Origin of the sequence: Streptomyces sp. NPDC001513, assembly GCF_042894695.1 — a bacterium.
In the GTDB taxonomy this organism is placed as follows: domain Bacteria; phylum Actinomycetota; class Actinomycetes; order Streptomycetales; family Streptomycetaceae; genus Streptomyces.
This window is the reverse complement of sequence record NZ_JBIAVU010000012.1, coordinates 171,690-191,554: the sequence shown is the minus strand read 5'-3', so window position 1 is coordinate 191,554 and position 19,865 is coordinate 171,690. Positions and strand designations below refer to the sequence as shown.

Below are 19,865 nucleotides of genomic sequence, written 5' to 3'. Positions count from 1 at the left end.
TGCCGGTCACCAGGCTCTGCTGAATCTAAGCCCACCTCGCCAACCTCCTTATGGCTAAGTGAACTTCAAGGATGCGTGCAGCGTATGCGCGGGCCATCGAACGGACCAGCGAAGAGGCCGGTACCCAGATGGCCCCAGCGACAAACTGCCTGGACCACCAATGCCTTGATCGCCGGACAGGTCCTAGTCTTTGCTGAAGATTTCATCCATTGCTTCCGCGCCGGCCTCGATCACAGGACGCAACTGCTTTCGGTAGACCCGCTCCGTGGTGCTGCTTCCGCTGTGTCCGACGAGGCGAGCGATGTCCTCGATACGCAGACCGTGATCGGACAGCAGCGAGACGAAGCTGGTTCGCAGCTCTCGCGTGGTCCAGCTCTCGGGGTTCGGGAGCCCCGCCCCCCTGAGGAGTCCGCGGAAGTTCCGGCGAACGTCCTGCGCCGTCCGGAGCTTCCCGCTCGGGTGCGGAAAGACAAGGCCCTCGGGGAGCAACGACCGCCCGGATTCCTCCAACGCTGCCTGCTGCTGGTCACGGTGGGCCTTCATGACCGTGACCACATACCTGGGCATAGCCAGGGAGCGGCGACTCTTGTAGGTCTTCATTTCTCCATGACGGCGTACTGAACGCCAGACCTGCACGTGGGGCTTCTCTTCTCCGTCGGGGTCCAGCTGCACGTGCTGCCAAGTCAACGGTCGTGTTTCCTCTGGCCGTGTGCCCACTAGCAGTGCCAGCACGACGTAGGCATGGATCCATGTGCCCTCTTCCGCGCAAAGGATGCTCTCCGCCTGGCTGAGCGAAAGCGACTTGCTGGGGCGCCCTGGCCGTCCTTCCGGTACCACTACGTAGTCGGCGACGTTCCGTACGACTCTCCCCCGGCGCTGGGCGTGCGCAATGGAACGGCGCAGGACCGAAAAGAGCAGCTTGAGTGACGCGGTGGCGATGAGTTCTGCCCGCCCGTCGAGCCAGATGTCCACATCGTCGGCCTCAAGCGACTTGAGCTTGGTCCTTCCGAGCTCGGGGGTGATGTGGGTTCGTGCGAGGCTCCGGTAGGTGTAGACACTCCCGTCAGCCCTGCCTCGCAGCCCTTGCTGGCATACGTTCATTCTGTATACGCGCGACTACGCAGCGTTCTGTGAGCGCGTGGCCGGGCGTTGCATTCACCACGACCCGAAGGACGAGGAGGACGTCGACTACGGAGTCAGCAGCACGTCTAAGACCGTCAAGGCCATGAAGGCCAAGGGAATCGCTGTGCACGATGATCTGTGGAACGCCACCACGTTCGACACCTGCGGCTCCGGTGGCTGCTGAGCACACGAGGTGGTACCGCGATGGGTCGGCTCGGCGAGTCTGCCGGACCGGAAGGAGCGCGCCCTCCCGGGCCGTCTTGGGGCCGTGGGAAGGCGCTCGGAGGTGACCACCGTTGACAGTGGCAGTTGACAACCGGTGGCGGCTCAGCCGCAGGTCAGCGGGTCGGTGAGTTGCTCAGCAGCGGACTGGGGCGGCGGAGCGTCAGTTGTAGCTGACCTGATCACGGCGACTAAGCCGCTCGCGTGGCATCCGGCGGGAGAAGGGGCTCGTGGTGGTGCCAGATGAGGTAGCGGTCCTCGCGGCGGAGCTCCGCTGAGCCCCACTCGACCCGCATGACGCCATGCTCCATCGAGCAGGCGTACGCCACGATGATCAGCCGCAGCTCTGGCGGGAGTAGAGCCAAATCCGGGTGCACGTGCTCCGCTTCCAGCTCTTCGAGGCCGAGGTCGAAGGCCTGTTGCATCGGCTCCGGGCCGTGGCGCCGTATGAGGTCGGCCCTGAAGCCGGCGGCCTTACGAAGCCGTGCCGCGGTGACGGGCACGTCCTTCTTTGCGTACCGGATCGGGTAGATCACGTTGTTGCCGACGATCATCACCGTTCGGCCTTGAAGTCGTCGAGCTACCGCTCCGTCGAAGGAAGTCAGCCTGGCTTCCAGTGCCTCGTACTGCGCTGCGTGCAGGCCGTGGCCGTACGCCTCTAAGGTCTGAGTGTGGACGCCTTCATGTCCGTGTCGGGCTCGGTTGTGAGCCTCGACGAGGCTGGCCGGGATCGCCACGGTCAGTTCTCGTGCCAAGGCTCCGAACGTTTCCTTCGCCCAAGGTGTCGCTGAGCTCACCCGTGTTCGCCCTCCCCCTGCGTCGTCAGAACGCTGAGCCACATCCTGACCACGGTGCGAGCACCGGGCGAGAACCACAAGGGGGCATGGGGGCACAGACCGCGCACGAGCACGATGAGCGGCGCCTACACCGTGCCGGAGTGCCAGGGTTGCGGCTTGGCGTCAGCTGGTCTCACCGCGCTGCGGGACAAGTGTGGCGACGTGTCCTGGCACACGCTTGGCGGCCACCTGAGAGACGCAAAGGCGTTCTGGACCGCCGTGGGCTCCGGCGTGCCGGGTGGGTACCAGAAGCATGAGCTTTGCCCGCCCGTCGACCCGGGCTGAGGGCGGGGTTCCGTGGGCTGGGGCCTATTCGCGGACGGCGAACGGGGGCCGACCATACGTTGAGGGCTTGACCTGCTGGGACGCCCTGGGCGTACAGGGCCTCCGGAGGCGTGTGCGCATCGCCTGGTCCACCAGCGGCCACGGTCCCCGAACCGGCCGCGACTTGGTGTGGATCCCCGCACGCGCCGTGGGCCGGACAGCGTACTCGGCGTGCTGGACTGGCGCTGGCACGGCAGGCTGGGGGCGTGTCGGACCAGACGGAAATCATCGTCCATCCGGTGTCCCCGAAGGGCGGCCGGAAGGTCACCGTTCATGCGCTCGGCGTGGACGCGGACCTCGGGCGCGCGCACACGCCGAGGGACGTTGCCGAGTTCCTGCGTCGCGCCGGCCTGGAGGACGTGGACCTGAGCGAGGACGGGCCGATCACCTGGGAAGGCGGCGGCCCCGAAGTATGGAAGCGCCGCGACGCCTGAGGGGCAGCGGCGGCACTCGGGGAGCCAATCGGGGAGCCACCGATGGCAGCGCAAGCCGGATCCGCCTGGACTGCCATGGACAGTGGGGAGCCAGAACCCTTGGGGTGGAAGGGCTCCACAACGCCGCTTCCTGATGCCCCGCTTTCCCCTGCCTTAAGTGGAACCTAAGACTCATGGGGGGCGTGCCGAAACGAACGAATGTCCGTTTCGGTGCGGCTAGCGTGCTGCCGCATCCCCCAACTCCCCAGTAACACAGAGGCAGGCACGCGATGGGCAGCACAGTCGGGCACCGGCGCAGGACGAGCCGCAAGGCGAAGATCACGGGAGCGATCGTGGCGGCGGCCGTGATCGGAGGCGCGGCCTTCGCCTTCACCGGAACCGCCCAGGCGGCCTCCGTCGGCGCCGTGTACACGAAGTCCAGCTCCTGGAGCGGCGGTTACACCGGCCAGTACGTCATCACCAACCACACCGGCCAGGTGCAGTCGGACTGGACGCTCCAGTTCGACCTGCCGGCGGGCACGAAGATCGACTCCCTCTGGAACGGCACCCACACCGTCTCCGGCCGCCGGGTCACCGTGAAGCCCGCGAGCTGGAACCGGGAGCTCGCCGCCGGGGCCTCCGTCACCGTCGGCTTCGTCACCAGCGGGTCCGGCGCCCCGGGCGACCCGACCGGGTGCCTGATCAACGGGGTGAAGTGCTCCGTGGACCAGGGCGCGACGGCCCAGCCGAGCGGGCGCCCCACCGCCCGTCCCACCGTCACCGCGTCCTCGTCCGCGTCCGCGACGCCCACCGCGCCCGCCACTTCCGCCGCGCCGACGAAGACCACGGGGCCCTCCCCCACGCCGACCCCCACCGCCCCCGTCCCCGCACCCGGCGGCAGCGGCGCGCGCTTCGCCCCGTACGTGGACACCTCCCTGTACCCCGCCTACGACCTGGTCGACACCGCGGCCAAGACCGGCGTCAAGGAGTTCCACCTCGCCTTCATCACCTCCGGCGGCGGCTGCGCACCCCTGTGGGGCGGTGTCACGGACCTCGCAAGCGACAAGGTCGCCGCGCAGATCGGTGCGCTGCGTGCCAAGGGCGGCGACGTACGGGTGTCGTTCGGCGGGGCCGCCGGGCACGAACTGGCCCTGAACTGTGCCACCGTGGACGAGCTGGCGGCCGCGTACGGGAAGGTCGTCGACCAGTACCGGCTCACCAAGGTGGACTTCGACATCGAGGGCGCGGCCCTGCCGGACACCGCGGCCAACGCGCGCCGCGCCCAGGCCATCGCCCGGCTGCAGAAGTCCCACCCCGGCCTGGACGTCGCCTTCACCCTGCCCGTGATGCCCGAGGGGCTGACCCAGCCGGGTGTGGCGCTGCTGGCCGACGCCAAGAAGAACGGCGTGCGGGTGGACGCCGTCAACATCATGGCGATGGACTACGGGCCTGCGTACAGCGGGGACATGGGGCAGTACGCGATCCAGGCCGCGACGGCCACCCAGGCCCAGCTCAAGGGGGTGCTCGGGCTCTCCGACGCGGCGGCGTGGAAGGCCGTGGCCGTCACGCCGATGATCGGCGTGAACGACGTCACGAGTGAGATCTTCACCGTCGCGGACGCGACCCAGCTGGTGGAGTTCGCGGCGTCGAAGGGCATCGGCCGGCTGGCCATGTGGTCCTCGACGCGCGACAAGCAGTGTGCGGCCGGCGCCGTCAACTACGCGGATGCCACGTGCAGTTCGATCCTCCAGCAGCCGCTGGCCTTCACCAAGGCGTTCGCCGCGCTCAAGTAGCCGCGCCGAACGGCCCACGGGCCCGCCGCACATGACGTGCGGCGGGCCCGTCACGTGTTACGCCAGGATGCCCGCGCGGGTGGCGAGGTCGAGCGCCACCTCCGGCCGCGGCGCGGGGCGGCCTTCGGCGTGGCCCGGGGCCAGCAGCGCCGCCACGGCGTCCGCGTCGGCCTTGCGTTCCCGCGCCAGCGCCTCGAACCGGGCGACGGCCTCGGTCAGGCTCCGCTCGCGGTCGTACGGGGCGTCGTACGCGGACACGGCGAGCTCGAGGAACTCCTCCTGCGAGCCGACCCAGGGGGCGGCCCCGTCCAGCCCGTCCTCCCTCAGCTCGTCCGGGTACGCGATCCGGTGCCAGGCGCCGTCCTCCCACCAGTACACGAAGCCGAAGAGGTTCCCGTCGGCGTCGTCCCGCAGGAGCTCCCAGGGCAGCCATGCGGGGCCGCCCGCCAGGAAGTCGATCTGTTCGCCGGCGGCATGGGTGTGGCTGCCGTCGGGGTCCTGGCCGCAGAACACGGCGCGTTCCCCGTCGAACACGGTCAGTCGCCACCAGCCGCCCGCGCCCGTGGAGTGGCACCACAGGCCGTCGTCGTCGAGGGAGAATTCGGTGCTGGTCGAGCAAGCGGCGTCGACCATGGCCAAGGTCACCGCCCTCGCCCACAACTGCTCGGGGTGGTCGAGGTCTTCGGGCCGGCTCGGCGTGTGCATGGTGTGGTCTCCTCCCTGTGCCGGACACAGCCTCGCATGCCGGGGCCGCGGCGCCGAGCGCGGGCGCGGCCCGGTCGGCCATCGGCCCATCAGTCCTCGTTCATCAGCCGAAATGCCGATGGTCGGGCGGGCCCGGGGGCTGGGACTCTGGTTCAAGGCCGTTCGGCCCACATCCAACATCCGGCCATTCCCTCCCGAACAGGAGCGCTTGTCATGCTGGTCCTCGACTCTTCCCGTGCGGACACCGCGCTGGCGCGCCGCGCCGCCGTGCGCTACCTGCAGGCCAGGTGCCCGTGGGCCGATGTGAACGACGTGCTGCTCGTGGTCAGCGAGCTGCTGGGCAACGCCGTCCGCCACACGGAGGGCGGATGGCTGCTGCGGATGGCCTGCCGGCGGGACGCACTCGTCGTCGAGGTGCACGACAGCAGCACCGACCGCCCGGCTCCGCGGCCCGGGGACCCCGAGAACGGCGGTGGCTTCGGCTGGGGCATCGTGCAGGAGCTGACGTCGTCCCTGACGGTCCGGCCCCATACGGCCGGCAAGGCCGTGGAGGCCGTCTGGCACCGGGGCAGGTCCGGCTGCGGATCGGGACGCTTAACGGGGTGCTGGACCGGCTGACGGCCGAGGGGCTCGTCGAGCCCGACCGCGAGGAGGTGCACCGGGGCCGCCTGCGCAGGTACCACCGCCTCACCGACAGCGGCGAGGCCTCCCTCGCCGCGGAAGCCCGTCGGATGGCCTCGGGCGCACAGACCGTCGCCCGCCGGATCGCCGCCCGCCGGGCCGGCCACGCCCCCTTGCCGGCACCGCCCGAATCCCCCCGGCACACCCCGTAGGGACACCGAGTGGATCCCGCCACCACCCCTGCGGCCCCAACTCCCCTCCTCCTACGCCGGGTTACCGTCCGGCCATGTCTTCGAACACACGGACCCCCGCCGCCGTTCCGCGCAGTCGCCGCGCCCTGCTGCGCACCGCCGTGGCGGGCACGGCCGCCGCCGGAGCGGGCCTGGCCCTCGGCGCGGCCCTTCCGGCCTCCGCCGCCCCGCGGGACGCGGACACGGAGAGCGCCGGCCGCGTCACCACTCCCGCGCAGGCGCTGCGCCGGCTGGCGGCCGGCAACCAGCGCTGGCGCACGCAGCGCCAGGAGCACCCGCACGAGTCCGCGTACCTGCGGCGCCGGCTCGTCGAGGGGCAGCAGCCGTTCGCGGTCGTGCTGGGCTGCGTGGATTCACGGGTGCCGCCGGAGCTGGTGTTCGACCAGGGGCTGGGCAATCTGCTGACCGTTCGGTCGGCGGGCGAGGTGCTCGACGAGGCGGTGCTGGGGAGCATCGCGTACGGGGTTCTGGAGCTGCGCGTACCTCTGGTGCTCGTCCTGGCCCACCAGTCGTGCGGGGCGGTGGCCGCGGCGGTTCACGCCGACGAGACGGGCGAGCCGCTCCCCGCCCACATCCGGTACCTGGCCGATCAGATACGGCCGTCCATCGATCACGGTCAGCAGGGTGACGCCCGCGTCGACGCGACGATCAACGCACACGTGCGGGAGGTCCGTCGCCGGCTGGCGGCCGAGCCCGACCTCGCCGGGAAGGTCGCGGCGGGCGAACTGGCCGTGGTCGCCGCCCGCTACGAACTGCGCGACCAGCAGGTGCGCACCCTCTCGTGACGGGCGGCGGCGCGTACGGCTCATCCCGGCGCTGTCCGCGACCGGGATGAGTCGGGCTTCACAACCGTCAGGCGTTGACGCAGACGTTGCCGGCGGCCGGGTTGAGCGCACCGATCACGTTGACGCTGTTGCCACACAGGTTGATCGGAACGTGGACCGGGATCTGGATCAGGTTGCCCGAGAGGACACCGGGCGAGCCGATCGCGGCACCCTCGGCCTTGGCGTCCGCCGACGCCGAGGACGCACCGCCGATGACCGCCAGGCCCAGCACCAGGGCAAGACCTGCACTCTTCAGAACACGCGACACGTGACATCTCCTTGTTACCGCACAGCGGTGCCGGAAGCACCGCGCGGCCCCGAGGGGGACCGCCCCCTTTCATTCGGCAGCTGACCGCCGCCCGACCTGGTTCAGGAGCCCGGTTCCCTCGAAGGGGTACCCCGACGGCCCCCGTTTGGGGGCATCGGAGCCCGGCGGCCGCGGGACCGTTCGACGGAGCCCTGTTCGAGAGGGGCGGCACAACGCGCCTCCGGCAACCGCACCTTCACGCACCTTCACGCGCGTTCACCACCTGCTTCCCCGGCCGTGGGGTGAAAACCGACCACGGGGAGGTGATCCGGTCCCACGCGCCGCGCGGGGGCGGCGCCCTAGCGTCGGGGAGCGGCGGAGGCGAGCCGCGCCATCCCCTCGACGAGGACGTGAACGCATGCCGATGCAGCCCTGGTTCCGTGATGCCAAGCTGGGCATCTTCGTCCACTACGGCATCTACGCGGTGGAAGGCGTCCCGGAATCCTGGTCGTTCTACTCCGGCAGCTCGCGCGCGAGGCGTACATGGCGCAGCTCGACGGGTTCACGGCCGCCGCCTACGACCCGGAGGGCTGGGCCGCCCTGTTCGCCCGGGCCGGAGCGCGGTACGCCGTGCTGACCGCCCGCCACCACGACGGGGTCGCGCTGTGGGACACCGCGTACGGGAACCTCGACGTGGTACGGAACACGCCCGCAGGGCGGGAGCTGCTGGGCGGGTACGCCGATGCGCTGCGCGGGCGCGGGCTGCGGGTGGGGCTGTACTACTCGCACTCCGACTGGAGCCACCCGGACTACGCGAGCGTGGTGCACCCGGAGCCGCCGAACGAGGACGTGGCCACGCATCCGCTGGTCGTGCCGGAGGGCGGCGTCGAGGATCCCGCCGCCTGGGCGCGCTACCTCGCGTACCGCGACGGCCAGGTCGGTGAGCTGGTCGACCGCTTCCGGCCGGACCTGCTGTGGTTCGACGGCGAGTGGGAGCGCGCCGAGGAGCAGTGGGGCCTGGGGGCGCTCGCCGCGAGGATCCTGGAGAGCAACCCGGACACCGTGCTCAACGCGCGGATGCTGAGCCACGGCGACTACGCCACGCCCGAGCAGGGGGTGCCGCTGCTGCCGCCGGACGGGCCGAGCACGCTGTCGGCGGACCGCCGCACCCTCTACCTCGTCTGCTTCGACCCGCCCCGGGAGGCCGTGTCGGTACGCGGACTGCGCACGGCGGTCAAGCGGGTACGGGTGGTCGGCACGGGCGCGGAGCCGGCCCACCGGATCACCGGCGGGCTGCACGACGTACCGGGTGTGCTGTGGATCGACGCGCCCGCGCCGGCCGACACCGATCCCCGGGCGACCGTACTGGCCGTGGAACTGGACGGGGAGCTGGAGCTCTACCGCGGCACGGGCCGGTCGTAGGCCGGCACCTGGTCCGCGTCCGGGACCGGGACCGGGACCTGGCCGGTGCGGATGGCACAGATGGCCCGGACGGCCCGGGGGGACGCGCCGAGTTCGCGCCGGCAGGCCTTGTTGAAGGCCTGGAGGTCGGGCATGCCGACGGCCGCCGCGATCGCGGGGATCGCCAGGGTGGACTCGCGCAGCAGGTGCCGGGCCCGCTCCATCCGGCGGCGCCGGATGTACGCCACGACCGTGCCTCCGGTCTCCCTGCGGAACAGCCGGATGAGGTGGTTCTGGGAGATCCCGGCGGCCCGCGCCACCTCGGGCACCCGCAGCGGCCGGGCCAGGTGGGACTCGATGAAGGCGATGGCGGCCGCCGCCGAGGCGTGCGGCCGGGTGCCCGAGCCGGCCGCCGGCCCGGCGAGTTCCGCGACCCGCCACAGCGCCGCCCACACCTCGGCGTCCGCGCGGCGCGGGGTGCCCGGGACGGAGGCGATGGCTCGCAGCAGGAGGTCGGAGAGCGCGGGGGTGCCTGCCCCGGCGTCCTGGACCACGGGAACGGGCCGCGGCTCGCCGGCGCTCGGCGCACCCGGCCGCGGCGCGCCGGCTCCCGGCAGCCGCAGGTGCGCGTACAGGTGCTCGGAGCGGCCCCGGTAGCGGTAGCGGACCACCGCGCCCGGCGGTACGAGGCAGCCGGAAGACGTCGAGGGCGCTGGTGACCCCGTGCAGCCCCACCCCGATGCTCACGACGGCGGGCGGTTCGTCGAGGGGTACGGCGGCCACGGTCCCGGGCCGGACCCAGTAGCGGTCATCCGTCATGGGTGCAGGAGTACCAGACCATCCGAGCCCGCGACTCCGTTTCGACGGAACGCTCGATACGATCGGTTCATACGCATCTCTTGAGCGTCTTTTCGCATGCGTGCTAGAAACGGTCGGCAGGGCATCCCCCAGCTCTGGAGGCTCCATGTCCGCTCCATGGTCCCGCCGTTCCTTCCTGCGCCTCTCCGGAAACGCCGCCCTGGTGACCGGAATCCCCTCGGCCGTCACCCTCTCCGCAGCCGGCGCCGCGTCCACCGCGGACGACGAGTTCGATCAACTCCGCCTCAGATGGCGCGAGATGGTGCTGGGCAGCGGATTCGAACCGGCGTCCGCGCCGTTCGCCGGAAAGCTGGCCCTGCTGGGCGGTCAGGCCGCCGAGCAGCGCGCGGCCATGGCGGCCGCCGCCGGATCGCTCTGGCCCGACCTGCCCCTGACCCTGTCCGCCTCGATCACCGCCAGCTACGCCCGGCTGGGGACGATGGCCCAGGCGTACGCGCAGCCCGGCACGGGCCTCACCGGCGACAGCGGGCTGGCCGCCGACATCAGGACGGGGCTCGACCACCTCCACGAGCAGGTCTACCACCCGGCGAAGAGCCCGTTCGGCAACTGGTGGGACTTCCGGATCGGTTCACCGCAGCTGCTGCTCGACATCAGCACGATCCTGTACGCGCAGCTCTCTCCGGCGCAGCTCGCCGGCTACCTCGCGGCGGTCGACCGTTTCGTCCCCGACTCCGCGGTCGCCCAGTACACCGGCACCAGCACCGGCGCCAACCGGGTGGACCTGTGCCGCTCACTTGCGCTGCGCGGCATCCTCGGCCGGAACCCGGCCAAGGTCGCGCTCGCCCGCGACGCCCTCTCCCCCGTCTTCCCCGTCGTCACCGACGGGGACGGCTTCTACGCCGACGGGTCCTTCGTGCAGCACACCTACCTCTCCTACACCGGCTCCTACGGTGCGGTGCTGCTCGGCGGCCTGGCCGGGCTCTTCGCCCTGCTCAGCGGTTCGACCTGGGCGGTCACCGATCCCGGCCGGCAGCTGGTCCTCGACTCGGTGGAGAAGTCCTTCGCCCCTTTCCTCTTCAACGGCCTGATGATGGACGCGGTGTCGGGGCGCGCCACCAGCCGGGGCAATCCGAGGACCAACTCCTACGGGTTCCAGGGCGGCGACCACGGCCGGGGCCACGGCGTCCTCGCCTCCGTGGCCCTGCTGGGGAGCGCCGCGAGCAGCGCGGAGCGGCAGCGCTGGCGCGGGCTGGTGAAGGGCTGGATGCAACGGGACTACTACAGCCCGGTGCTGACGGACACCGACCTGGGCGTCGCGGCACTGGCCCGGCTGGGGGCCGTACTGGACGACGGCGCCGTCACGGCGATCGCCGAGCCGACCGGGCACCGCCTGTTCCCCGGCATGGACCGGGCCGTCCACCGCCGGCCCGGCTGGGCGGCCTCGATCAGCATGGCCTCCAAACGGATGGGTCTCTACGAGACGGGCAACGGGGAGAACCTCCGCGGCTGGCACGCCGGCGCGGGCATGCTCCAGTGGTGGGGGGACACGTACGGCAACGGCCAGTACACGGACGCCTTCTGGCCCACCGTCGACCCGTACCGGCTGCCGGGGACCACCGTATCGAGGAAGCCGCTCGCCGACGCGGAGGGCGGTGCGTGGGGGCTGCCGCGGCCGGACGTGAACTGGGTCGGCGGCGCGACGGACGGGGAGTACGCCGCCGTCGGGCAGTTCGTGCGCGGACTGTCGAGCACGCTGTACGCCAAGAAGTCCTGGTTCTGTCTGGCCGACGCGATCGTCTGCCTGACGGGGTCGGTGCGGGCCACCGACGGCACCGCGGTCGAGACAGTGGTCGAGAACCGCAATCTGGGTGCCGGCGGCTCCCAGGCCCTCACCGTGAACGGCGCCGCGCAGTCCACCGCCCTGGGCTGGTCGGCCGCTCTCCCCGGCACCCGCTGGGCGCAGATCGCCGGCCACGGCGGGTACGTGTTCCCCGGCGGGGCCACGGTCAGGGCGCTGCGCGAGGCCCGGACGGGCTCCTGGCACGACATCCACACCGGCGGCACCACCGACCCGGTCACCCGCCGCTATCTGACCCTGTGGTTCGACCACGGTGTGGACCCGGTCGATGCCGCCTGCTCCCACATCCTGCTGCCGGGCGCCACCGCCGCCACCACCGCGGCCCGGGCCGCCGACGCCGGGTGGCTCGCGGTCCTCGCCAACGACAACGCCCAGCAGGGTGTCCGGGTCGCCTCGCTGGGGGTCACCGCCGTGAACTTCTGGTTCGCCGGGTCGGTCGGCGCCCTCACCGCCGACGGCCCCGCGTGTGTCCTCGTACGGGAGCACGGCGACGGCCGGGCCACGCTGTGCGTCTCCGATCCGATGCGGATGCGGACCGCGCTCACGCTCACGTGGCACCGGCCGGTGGCGTCCGTTCTGTCCCAGCCGGCCACGGTCGTCTCCGCCACGACCGGCTCGGCCCTCACCCTCGTCTTCGGGGATCTCACCGCCCTGGCCGGAGCGACCCAGCGGATCGAGGTCGCGCTGGGCTGAGCCGGCGGGCTACTTCACCGCGCCCGTCGTCAGCCCGGAGCGCCAGAAGCGCTGGAGGCAGAGGAAGGCGATCACCAGCGGGACCACGGCGACGAGCGAGCCGGTGATCGCCAGTGAGTACATCTCCGGGCTCTCCGTCGTCGAGATGTTCCACATGTGGAGGCCGAGGCCGACGGGGTACAGGTCCTTGTCGTTCAGCATCACGAGGGCGCCGTAGAAGTTGTTCCAGCTCGCGGTGAAGGAGAACAGGAAGAGCGTCGTGAACCCGGGGGCGAGCATCGGCAGGGCGATCGTGCGGAAGGTCCGCACCTCGCCCGCGCCGTCGACCCGGGCGGCCTCGATGACCTCGTACGGGACGTAGCCCTCGGAGAAGACCCGGGCGAGGTAGACGCCGAACGGGTTGACCAGGGAGGGGATCAGCAGGGCCCAGTAGGTGTTGGTGAGCCCGGCCTCGGAGGCCAGCAGGTACGTGGGGAGGGTCAGGACCGCTCCCGGTACGAGCACGCCCGCGAGGACCACGCCGAAGAGCTTCTCCTTGCCTGCGAAGGCGTACTTGTCGAAGGCGTACCCCGCCGCGACGGATATGAGGGAGGAGAGGGCGGAGCCGACGACGGCGTACAGGACGGTGTTGAGCAGCCAGCGTCCGTAGATGCCGTCGTCGTGGGTGAAGACGTCGTGGATGTTGGAGAGGAGGTTGAACTCCCCGAAGGCGAAGCCGCTGGTGGCGAAGAGGTCGCGGCGGTTCTTGGTCGCGGCGATCAGCAGCCAGCTGATCGGCATCAGCGTGTAGAGCGTCAGCATGATCAGCACGGTGTTGACGGCGGCCTTGGAGGCCCAGGCGCGGGGGGCGCCGGGCCCGGACCGGCGAGGGCGGCGGCGCGGCGCCGTGGGACGGTCGGGCGGCGGGGCGCCGTGCTCGGCGGCGGAGCGGGGGTGGACGGTCTCCGTGGTCATGCTTCCTGCCACCGCTTCCCGATCCGGGTCACCGCGTAGGACAGCGCTCCGGCCACCAGGGCCAGCAGCAGCGACGCGGCGGCCGCGCTCGCGTAGTCCTGGTCGATGAACGCCTTGCTGACGATGTACATGGTGGGCGACCAGTCGTTGCCGAGGGCCTGCGCCTTGTCGGAGAGCAGCTTGGGCTCGGTGAAGAGCTGGACCCCTCCGACACAGGTGAACAGGACGGTCATGACCACCGAGGAGCGGATGATCGGGACCTTGATGCGCAGGGCGATGCGAAAGGCGCCGGCGCCGTCGACCGTGGCGGCCTCGATGACCTCGCGGGGCACTGCCTGGAGCGCGGCGAAGAAGATCACCATGTTGTAGCCGACCCACTGCCAGACGGCGATGTTGACCATCGACGAGAGGGAGTTGCCGGGTGAGAAGAAGTTCCAGCTGCCGCCCGCGCCGTCGATCCACTCGATCACCGGGCTGAGTCCGGGGGTGTAGAGGTAGATCCAGATGATCGCGGCGATCAGTCCCGGCACGGCGTGCGGCAGGAAGAAGGCGAGCTGGAAGAAGCGCTTGGCCCGGGCGTGGGCGGAGTCGACGAGGAGGGCCAGGGCCAGTGCGCCGCCGATCATCACCGGGATGTAGGCGAGGCAGTACGCGGCGACGTTGAGGAAGGACGTGCGGAACGCCGGATCGGCCAGCACCGCCGAGTAGTTCGCCAGGCCGGAGAAGGTCCGCTCGACGCCGCCGAACCCGAGCCCCGAGGACTGTTCCCGGTACAGGCTCATCCATCCCGCGTAGAGGACCGGCGCCACCGTGACGACGGCGAAGAGCGTGAAGAAGGGGGTGAGGAAGAGGGCGACGGCGCCGTGTCGGCTGCGGCGGAGCGGGCGTGCGGGGCGTACCCGCGTGGGGGGCGGCGTACGCGGCGGGGTGCCGGGGGGTGAGGCCACGGGAGGCTCCTTGGCGGTGCGGTGGTTCCGGGTGCGGGTTCCGGGGCCGGGGTCGGGTTCCGGGGCCGGGGAGGGGGTGGCCGGCGGATCGGGCGGGCCACCCCCGGCCGGTTCACTTGGCGAGCTTGAGACCGCGGCTCTCGATCGCCGTACGGGCCGACTCCTGGGCCTTCACCAGTCCGCAGGCCAGGCCGTTCCTGGCCGCCTCGTCCTTGAAGTCGGCGTTGACCTTGCCCCAGACCGGGCCCCAGGTCCATCCGGGGACGATCGTGGCGACCTGCCGGCCGGTCAGCCCGTAGAAGTCCTGGCCGCCGAAGTAGGAGGTGTCGAAGGCCTTCGCGGCCACCGCCGCCATGGCCGGGTTCGCGGGCAGGGCGCTGCTCGGGTTCTTCAGCGCGCCGATCCGGGCCTCCATCGAGGCCGGGTCCGTGGTCACCCACTTGATGAACTCGGCGGCGGCCTTGGCGTGCTCGCTGCCCTTGGTCACGGCGAAGCTCGTGCCGCCGTACATGCCGCTGGCCGGGGTGCCCCAGTGGGGGATGGGGGCGACGCCCCACTTCTCCTTGAGGTCGGGCATCGTGGAGACCATGCCGCCCGCGCTCCACGAGGCGCCCAGGGCGCTGACGGTCGTGCCGTCGGCCTTGGACTTGTTCTCCTCGGGGGTGCCGGCGCCGTACTTGAAGACCAGGTCGTCGTCGAGCATGCCCTGCCAGAACGCGGCGACCTTCTGCGAAGGCGCGTCGTTGATCTCGGGCTTCCAGGCGCCGTCGGCGATCCGGAACCACTTCGCGCCGGCCTGCCAGGACAGGGCCGCCTGCAGCGGGGCGTCGGTCGGGAAGGAGCCGATGCGCGCCTCGGGGTCGGCGGCCTTGATCCGCTCGGCGGCGGCGCGGTACTCGTCCCAGGTCTTCGGCACGGTCACGCCGTACTTCTCGAAGAGGTCCTTGCGGTAGAAGTACACCTGCGGGGTGGCGTCGAAGGGGACCGACCAGGTCTTGCCGCCGAAGGTCACCAGGTTCTGCACGCCCGCCGGGAAGCTCTTCTCGACGAGTTCGCCGGAGGAGGCGGTGAGGTCCTCCAGATAGCCCTGGCTCGCGAACTCGGGGACCATGCTGTACTCGATGGTCGCCACGTCCGGCGCGTCGCCCGCCTTGATCGCGTTGCTGATCTTGCTGTAGCCGTCGGCGCCGCTGGGTATCTGGGAGAACCGCACCTGAATGTCGGTGTGCGTCTTGTTGAACGCGGCGGCCGCGGCCTCGGCTCCGCCGGTCCAGGTCCAGTACGTGAGGGTGACGGGCTTTCCGTCGTCCGCGGCGGCAGGCGAGTTGGTGGAACCGGCACCGCAGGCGGAGGTCAGCAGGGCGAGGGACACCGCTGCGGCCACCGCGCCGCAGGCACGCAAGGACCGAACCTTCATGTCAACTGCTCCTTGGCGAGTGGGCTGAACGGGGTGAATCATTCGCTCAGGCTTCTTGAACGTCAAGACCATCTGAACTATTGATCAATACGATCAGTTCGGCGGCGACGGCCGATGCCGATCAGGCGGTCCGGTGGAGGTCCGCGCGGTGCACCGGGTGCGCGAACGGGAGCCCGGCGGCGTAGCGGGCGATCTCGTCGATCGCGGAATCCGCCATCCTGTGCAGTTCGTTGCCGAGGGAACCGGCGATGTGCGGGGTGAGCAGGACGTTCGGCAGGTCGTACAGCGGGGACTCGGCCGACAGGACCTCCGGCTCGGTGACGTCGATGACCCCGTGCAGTCGGCCGGAGGTCAACTCGTCGGTGAGCGCGGCCCCGTCGACCAGGGAACCGCGTGCCGTGTTGATGAGGGTGGCGCCGTCGCGCATCAGCGCCAGCCGCCGTCGGTCGATCATCGACCGTGTCTCCGGCAGGGCGGGCGCGTGCAGGCTGACCACGTCGGAGGTCCGGCAGAGTTCGTCGAGCCCTACGCCGCGGGCACCGAGCGACCGCGCCTGATCATCGCTCAGATAGGGGTCGTGGAGGAGGAGTCGGAGATCGTACGGGCGCAGGAGCTCGATCACCCGGCGGCCGATCCGGGAGGCGCCGACGATGCCGACGGTCCGGCGGTAGTTGCCCACGTCGCCGTAGCGCAGGTGCCAGTCGTGGTGGGTCCCGCGGACGCGGCGGTACTCCTCCCGCAGGTGGAGCACGCGTTTGTTGGAGAGGAGGACCATGGCGACGGTGTACTCGGCCACCGGGAGGGAGTTGGCCAGGGCGGCGGAGGAGACCACGACGCCCCGGTCCCAGCAGGCTTCGGTGACCAGCTGTTTGACGGAGCCGGCCGCGTGCACGACGGCTTTGAGGCGGGGCGCGGCCGCCAGCGCCCGGGCGTCGACGGTGGGGGCGCCCCAGAAGGTGAGCAGCACCTCCGCCTCCGCCAGCGCCCGCGCGGCCTCGGGTGTGCCGAAGTCGTCGGCGACGAAGTCCGTTTCGAGAGTGGCCACTTCGGCGAGCCGTCGGGCGGTGGCGCCGTCCAGCAGGCGGGACCGGAGCTCGGGGGCCATCGCGAGCAGGGTCCGCGGGCGGCGAACAGGCATGTGGGACTCCTTGCGGCTGGGTGAGGCCGCGCCGACTCTATGAATCCAGATTCCGAGCGTCAAGATCTATCAATCGAATAGCTCTATACGCTCACAACGATCGCCGAGAATCGACGTACCCGTTCGGCGCGCATTCGTCGTCCGGCAGCGGGGCAGGATGTCGCCCGTAGCGGGCCCGGATGCGAGGCACGAGGAGGAGACCACCATGTCGTCCACCCCTTCCGGCGAACCACGCGGTACGGCCGCCCTGTTGGTCAATCCGCGCGGCCAGTACCTGCTCCACCTGCGCGACGCCAACAAGCCCCACATCTGTGACCCGGGGACGTGGAGCATCCCGGGCGGCGGCCTCGAGGGGAACGAGACCGCACAGGAGGCGATCGCGCGGGAGCTGAAGGAGGAGACCGGGCTGACGGTCCCGCTGGAACCGTTCACCGTCGTCGACTGCCACGGACCCGGCGGCACCACCGGCCGGATCCAGGTCTATCTCGGCGCCTGGGACGGCGATGCCGACGCCCTCCCGCTCAGCGAGGGGATCATGCTGCGCTGGTTCGACGCCCGTACGACCGCGCACTTGACGATGTGCCCGTGGACGCAGCAGGTCATCGACCAGCACCGGGCGCAGGTGCTCCGGGCGGAACCGGGCCCGCGTACGTCGGCCCCGGCGCCCGCCGCGGAACCGGGCAGCGGGGCCCTCCTCAACATCGTCGGGGCCCACCTCCACCTGGAGCGCGACGGCCGCGTCCTGCTCGGACTGCGCCACCCCGACTCGGCCTTCGGCGCCTCGCACCACCATTACCTCGCCGGCCACTGCGAGCAGGAGTCCGCGGTCGCCTGCCTGATCCGCGAGGCGCGGGAGGAAGCCGGACTGTTGCTGCGGGCCGGGGACATCGAGCTCGCGCACGTCGTGCACCTGGTCGACCCGCCGGGCTCGCGGCCGCGCCTGCAGCTGGTCTTCCGCGCGCACCGGTGGGAGGGGACGGAGGAGGTCCGCGAGCCGGCGAAGTGCGTCAGCTGGGGCTGGTGGCCGGCGGACGCGCTGCCGGAGCCGATGGTGCCGTACGCCCGGGCGGCCATCGACGGCATCCGGGCGGGGCACCTCTACACCGAGATGGGCTGGCTGTGACCGCCGGCGCGCACCCGGGGGCAGTGGGCCGGTACACCCTCCCGGTGGACGTGCACCTGATCCTGCGCCGCGACGGCGAGCGGGGGCCGGAAGTCCTGCTGTCCCGGCGGGCGGGCCCGGTCTACGCGGCCGGGATGTGGCACCTGCCCTCCGGGCACCTCGACGGCCCGCACGAGGACGTGGTCGAGGCCGTGGTCCGCGAAGCCCGGGAGGAGACGGGCGTCCTCATCGCCCTCGGGGACGTGGCCTCTGCGGTGACCGTCCATCACCGCGGCCCCCGGGGCCATGCCCGGCTCGGCATGTTCTTCGAGGTCAGGCGCTGGACGGGCGCGCCGGGGGTGCGGGAGCCGGACGTGTGCGACGCGATGGGCTGGTACCGGCTCGACGCCCTGCCCGAGCCGATCATCGCGTACTGCCGGGCCGGGCTCGACGCGTACGCGGCCGGGCGGCCGGCGGCCGTCCACTTCCAGCACCTCGGCGATCCGATCCCCTACCGGCCCGACGGCCCACGGCGCACCCGGCTCCTGGACGGAGCGGGCCCCGAGGGCCCCTGACCCGTCACCGCAGGTCGGCGGGTACCTGTCGCTGGGACAGGGACACCGTGCGTCGCACGCGGTCGGCCCCGCTCAGTTGGATCGCCCCGCCGCACCACCTGCTCGCTCTGGTCATGGATGGCCTCGCGCACCCCGGCTCGGGCGTCACGGATCCCCCGCGTTGGACCCGTGTGCCGGCCGTCAGACGGGCGGGGCGTCCGGGTCGGCCACGAGGAAGACGTCGGACACCGGGGCCGTGTCGGCGCCGGCGCTCACCAGCAGGTCGTACGTACCGGGGGGCAGGAGGCCGAGTTCGAAGCGCTGCCGCTCCCGGGGCACGGTGATCGGGCGGTCGACCACCGTCCGGCCCGTGGACCGCAGGGTCACCGAGAGCCGGGCCGGGACCTCGGGCAGTTCGCTCGCACCGAGGGCGCTGTTGGCTCCGATCTCGCAGACGACGGGCTCGTCGGCGAGGTAGAGGTCGTCGCCGAGGTAGCTGAACCAGGACGTCACGGCGGCGCGCAGGTCGTCGATGCGTACGTCGTGCAGGGACTGGAGGATGCCCTTGACGTGGTCGAGCATCGCGTCCTGGTTCTGCAGGCTGCCGTGCTTCTGCGGGACGAAGGTGCGGGCGTCCTCCGTACCGGACAGCGCGGCGGAGAGCTTGGGCACGGTCCCGTCACCGCCCTCGTCGAGGTCTCCGCGGGACAGCAGGGTCTCCACCTTGTGGTCGACGATCCGGGCGGACTGCCTGGTGGGCTGGTCCATGCCGACGATGGGGTGGTAGACCACCTGGTTCGACTCCCAGGCGGGGTTCTGCCGGTTGGCGGTCGCCGCCTCCTGCATCTGGTTGAAGAACTCCTTGACGTGGCTGCTCCACTGCGGCTGCCAGCCGGGCAGCCCGGCCTCCGCCGGGGCGACGGCGTCCTGGCCGTTGGCTCCGTACACGCACTTGTAGACGGGCACGAGCTGGTGCAGGCCGGTGAGGGAGCGCAGGAGCCGTGTGAGGTCGTGCTCGAAGGGGCCGATCCGCTTGTTGAAGCCGTTGCACAGGAACTCGACGGCGTTGAGGGAGCCGTAGTAGGGGGTTCCGAAGGTCACGACGGCCCGGGTGTCCTTCCAGCCGTCCAGCACCTCGACGTAGTAGCGGGAGACGAGTCCGCCCATCGAGTGTCCGATCAGGACGAGCTGGGCCGCCGCGTTGCCGCTGGACGCGCGCCAGTTCCGCAGCCAGACGGCGCTCTGCTCGGCGAGCTTGCGGGCCGCGGCCCGGTTGTCGCGCCGCCAGTCGTACGGGAACGGGAAGTAGTTCTCGCCCCGTTTGAGGTCGAACTGCGCCAGCAGGAAGCTCTCGATCGCCGTGTAGCCGTCGATCTTCCACAGGCCGGGCAGGGTGTGCAGGTCGGGCACCAGCCTGTCGGCGACGACGCCGTCGCCGAGATCGTCCACGCGCCAGTCGTCCTCGCCCAGTTCGAGGGAGTCCAGCGAGCCGCCCAGGCTCGCCAGCGCCCCCAGTACCGCCGAGGGCGAGGGCGCCCACACGTCCTTGCCGTTCCTCTTCAGCACGCTCCCGGTGATGCCGGGGAGCAGTACGACGACGTCGGCCATCGGGATCCTGGCCATG

At 71.3% G+C, this 19,865-nt stretch carries 17 protein-coding genes and 2 pseudogenes; 9 read left to right on the top strand and 10 right to left on the bottom strand.

All coding sequences use genetic code 11. The features are described 5' to 3' along the window. Nucleotides 1–183 precede the first annotated feature (183 nt). Both xerC and ACFYZ4_RS26515 read right to left on the bottom strand, forming a co-directional pair. Complete coding sequence (gene xerC / locus ACFYZ4_RS26520) at nucleotides 184–972, bottom strand: tyrosine recombinase XerC (protein ID WP_390785000.1); 789 nt, start codon at nucleotides 970–972, stop codon at nucleotides 184–186. Nucleotides 973–1,535: 563 nt separating this feature from the next. Next, nucleotides 1,536–2,099: a hypothetical protein gene (locus ACFYZ4_RS26515; RefSeq protein ID WP_390784999.1), complete on the bottom strand. Its 564-nt coding sequence runs from the start codon at nucleotides 2,097–2,099 to the stop codon at nucleotides 1,536–1,538. Between the two features lie 611 nt (nucleotides 2,100–2,710). Between ACFYZ4_RS26515 and ACFYZ4_RS26510 the strand changes: the two genes are divergently transcribed. Further along, a complete protein-coding gene (locus tag ACFYZ4_RS26510; RefSeq protein WP_390784998.1) occupies nucleotides 2,711–2,938 on the top strand; it encodes a hypothetical protein in 228 nt (75 codons plus the stop codon). A 269-nt stretch (nucleotides 2,939–3,207) separates the two neighbouring features. Continuing rightward, nucleotides 3,208–4,710, top strand: coding sequence for a cellulose binding domain-containing protein (locus ACFYZ4_RS26505; RefSeq protein ID WP_390784997.1), 1,503 nt, complete (start codon nucleotides 3,208–3,210; stop codon nucleotides 4,708–4,710). Nucleotides 4,711–4,767: 57 nt separating this feature from the next. Here ACFYZ4_RS26505 and ACFYZ4_RS26500 read toward each other — a convergent pair whose 3' ends face one another. Further along, nucleotides 4,768–5,415 carry a hypothetical protein gene (locus tag ACFYZ4_RS26500; RefSeq protein WP_390784996.1) on the bottom strand — a complete coding sequence of 216 codons (648 nt, stop codon included), beginning with the start codon at nucleotides 5,413–5,415 and terminating at the stop codon, nucleotides 4,768–4,770. Between the two features lie 213 nt (nucleotides 5,416–5,628). Here ACFYZ4_RS26500 and ACFYZ4_RS26495 point away from each other — a divergent pair, with 213 nt between their 5' ends. The 3 genes from ACFYZ4_RS26495 to ACFYZ4_RS26485 all read left to right on the top strand — a co-directional run bounded on the left by ACFYZ4_RS26495 (nucleotide 5,629) and on the right by ACFYZ4_RS26485 (nucleotide 7,072). Next, nucleotides 5,629–6,033, top strand: a complete 405-nt coding sequence (locus ACFYZ4_RS26495) for an ATP-binding protein (RefSeq protein ID WP_390784995.1) — start codon at nucleotides 5,629–5,631, stop codon at nucleotides 6,031–6,033. Beyond that, nucleotides 6,018–6,248, top strand: a complete 231-nt coding sequence (locus ACFYZ4_RS26490; RefSeq protein ID WP_390784994.1) for a PadR family transcriptional regulator — start codon at nucleotides 6,018–6,020, stop codon at nucleotides 6,246–6,248. Before ACFYZ4_RS26495 ends, ACFYZ4_RS26490 begins: the two co-directional genes overlap by 16 nt. Before the next feature lie 74 nt (nucleotides 6,249–6,322). Then, nucleotides 6,323–7,072: a carbonic anhydrase gene (locus ACFYZ4_RS26485; protein WP_390784993.1), complete on the top strand. Its 750-nt coding sequence runs from the start codon at nucleotides 6,323–6,325 to the stop codon at nucleotides 7,070–7,072. Nucleotides 7,073–7,139: 67 nt separating this feature from the next. Here the strand turns inward: ACFYZ4_RS26485 and ACFYZ4_RS26480 are convergent, their stop codons facing one another. After that, on the bottom strand, nucleotides 7,140–7,379 hold the full coding sequence (locus tag ACFYZ4_RS26480; protein ID WP_351585280.1) for a chaplin: 240 nt from the start codon (nucleotides 7,377–7,379) through the stop codon (nucleotides 7,140–7,142). A 397-nt stretch (nucleotides 7,380–7,776) separates the two neighbouring features. On the opposite strand from ACFYZ4_RS26480, the pseudogene ACFYZ4_RS26475 reads away from it, so the two are divergent. Further along, nucleotides 7,777–8,780: pseudogene (locus tag ACFYZ4_RS26475) on the top strand (alpha-L-fucosidase). On the opposite strand, the pseudogene ACFYZ4_RS26470 reads toward ACFYZ4_RS26475, so the two are convergent. Next, nucleotides 8,756–9,578, bottom strand: a pseudogene (locus ACFYZ4_RS26470) (helix-turn-helix transcriptional regulator). The pseudogenes ACFYZ4_RS26475 and ACFYZ4_RS26470 sit on opposite strands and share 25 nt — an antisense overlap. A gap of 145 nt (nucleotides 9,579–9,723) precedes the next feature. On the opposite strand from ACFYZ4_RS26470, the gene ACFYZ4_RS26465 reads away from it, so the two are divergent. Beyond that, a complete protein-coding gene (locus ACFYZ4_RS26465) occupies nucleotides 9,724–12,129 on the top strand; it encodes a polysaccharide lyase 8 family protein (protein WP_390784992.1) in 2,406 nt (801 codons plus the stop codon). Nucleotides 12,130–12,138: 9 nt separating this feature from the next. Here the strand turns inward: ACFYZ4_RS26465 and ACFYZ4_RS26460 are convergent, their stop codons facing one another. The 4 genes from ACFYZ4_RS26460 to ACFYZ4_RS26445 form a co-directional block, all read right to left on the bottom strand. Continuing rightward, nucleotides 12,139–13,083: a carbohydrate ABC transporter permease gene (locus ACFYZ4_RS26460; protein ID WP_390784991.1), complete on the bottom strand. Its 945-nt coding sequence runs from the start codon at nucleotides 13,081–13,083 to the stop codon at nucleotides 12,139–12,141. Then, the gene (locus ACFYZ4_RS26455; RefSeq protein WP_390784990.1) at nucleotides 13,080–14,030 is read right to left on the bottom strand and encodes a carbohydrate ABC transporter permease; all 951 of its coding nucleotides are present in this window, start codon (nucleotides 14,028–14,030) and stop codon (nucleotides 13,080–13,082) included. Before ACFYZ4_RS26455 ends, ACFYZ4_RS26460 begins: the two co-directional genes overlap by 4 nt. 112 nt (nucleotides 14,031–14,142) lie before the next feature. Next, nucleotides 14,143–15,447 (bottom strand): ABC transporter substrate-binding protein, encoded by a 1,305-nt coding sequence (locus tag ACFYZ4_RS26450; protein WP_390784989.1) that lies wholly within the window; start codon nucleotides 15,445–15,447, stop codon nucleotides 14,143–14,145. A 121-nt stretch (nucleotides 15,448–15,568) separates the two neighbouring features. Next, on the bottom strand, nucleotides 15,569–16,585 hold the full coding sequence (locus ACFYZ4_RS26445; RefSeq protein WP_390784988.1) for a hydroxyacid dehydrogenase: 1,017 nt from the start codon (nucleotides 16,583–16,585) through the stop codon (nucleotides 15,569–15,571). A gap of 205 nt (nucleotides 16,586–16,790) precedes the next feature. Here ACFYZ4_RS26445 and ACFYZ4_RS26440 point away from each other — a divergent pair, with 205 nt between their 5' ends. Together ACFYZ4_RS26440 and ACFYZ4_RS26435 are read left to right on the top strand one after the other, a co-directional pair. After that, nucleotides 16,791–17,708 (top strand): NUDIX domain-containing protein, encoded by a 918-nt coding sequence (locus tag ACFYZ4_RS26440; RefSeq protein ID WP_390784987.1) that lies wholly within the window; start codon nucleotides 16,791–16,793, stop codon nucleotides 17,706–17,708. Between the two features lie 44 nt (nucleotides 17,709–17,752). Next, a complete protein-coding gene (locus ACFYZ4_RS26435) occupies nucleotides 17,753–18,262 on the top strand; it encodes an NUDIX domain-containing protein (RefSeq protein ID WP_390784986.1) in 510 nt (169 codons plus the stop codon). A 180-nt stretch (nucleotides 18,263–18,442) separates the two neighbouring features. Here the strand turns inward: ACFYZ4_RS26435 and ACFYZ4_RS26430 are convergent, their stop codons facing one another. Next, nucleotides 18,443–19,864 (bottom strand): hypothetical protein, encoded by a 1,422-nt coding sequence (locus ACFYZ4_RS26430; protein WP_390784985.1) that lies wholly within the window; start codon nucleotides 19,862–19,864, stop codon nucleotides 18,443–18,445. Nucleotide 19,865: the final 1 nt, after the last annotated feature.

Excerpts from the sequence above, each read along its gene's own strand:
- ACFYZ4_RS26505 (WP_390784997.1), top strand. The coding sequence starts at position 3,208 with ATGGGCAGCACAGTCGGGCACCGGCGCAGGACGAGCCGCAAGGCGAAG.
- ACFYZ4_RS26440 (WP_390784987.1), top strand. The coding sequence starts at position 16,791 with ATGTCGTCCACCCCTTCCGGCGAACCACGCGGTACGGCCGCCCTGTTG.
- ACFYZ4_RS26465 (WP_390784992.1), top strand. The coding sequence starts at position 9,724 with ATGTCCGCTCCATGGTCCCGCCGTTCCTTCCTGCGCCTCTCCGGAAAC.
- ACFYZ4_RS26500 (WP_390784996.1), bottom strand. The coding sequence starts at position 5,415 with ATGCACACGCCGAGCCGGCCCGAAGACCTCGACCACCCCGAGCAGTTG.
- ACFYZ4_RS26495 (WP_390784995.1), top strand. The coding sequence starts at position 5,629 with ATGCTGGTCCTCGACTCTTCCCGTGCGGACACCGCGCTGGCGCGCCGC.
- ACFYZ4_RS26450 (WP_390784989.1), bottom strand. The coding sequence starts at position 15,447 with ATGAAGGTTCGGTCCTTGCGTGCCTGCGGCGCGGTGGCCGCAGCGGTG.
- ACFYZ4_RS26445 (WP_390784988.1), bottom strand. The coding sequence starts at position 16,585 with ATGCCTGTTCGCCGCCCGCGGACCCTGCTCGCGATGGCCCCCGAGCTC.
- ACFYZ4_RS26460 (WP_390784991.1), bottom strand. The coding sequence starts at position 13,083 with ATGACCACGGAGACCGTCCACCCCCGCTCCGCCGCCGAGCACGGCGCC.
- ACFYZ4_RS26430 (WP_390784985.1), bottom strand. The coding sequence starts at position 19,864 with ATGGCCAGGATCCCGATGGCCGACGTCGTCGTACTGCTCCCCGGCATC.
- ACFYZ4_RS26485 (WP_390784993.1), top strand. The coding sequence starts at position 6,323 with ATGTCTTCGAACACACGGACCCCCGCCGCCGTTCCGCGCAGTCGCCGC.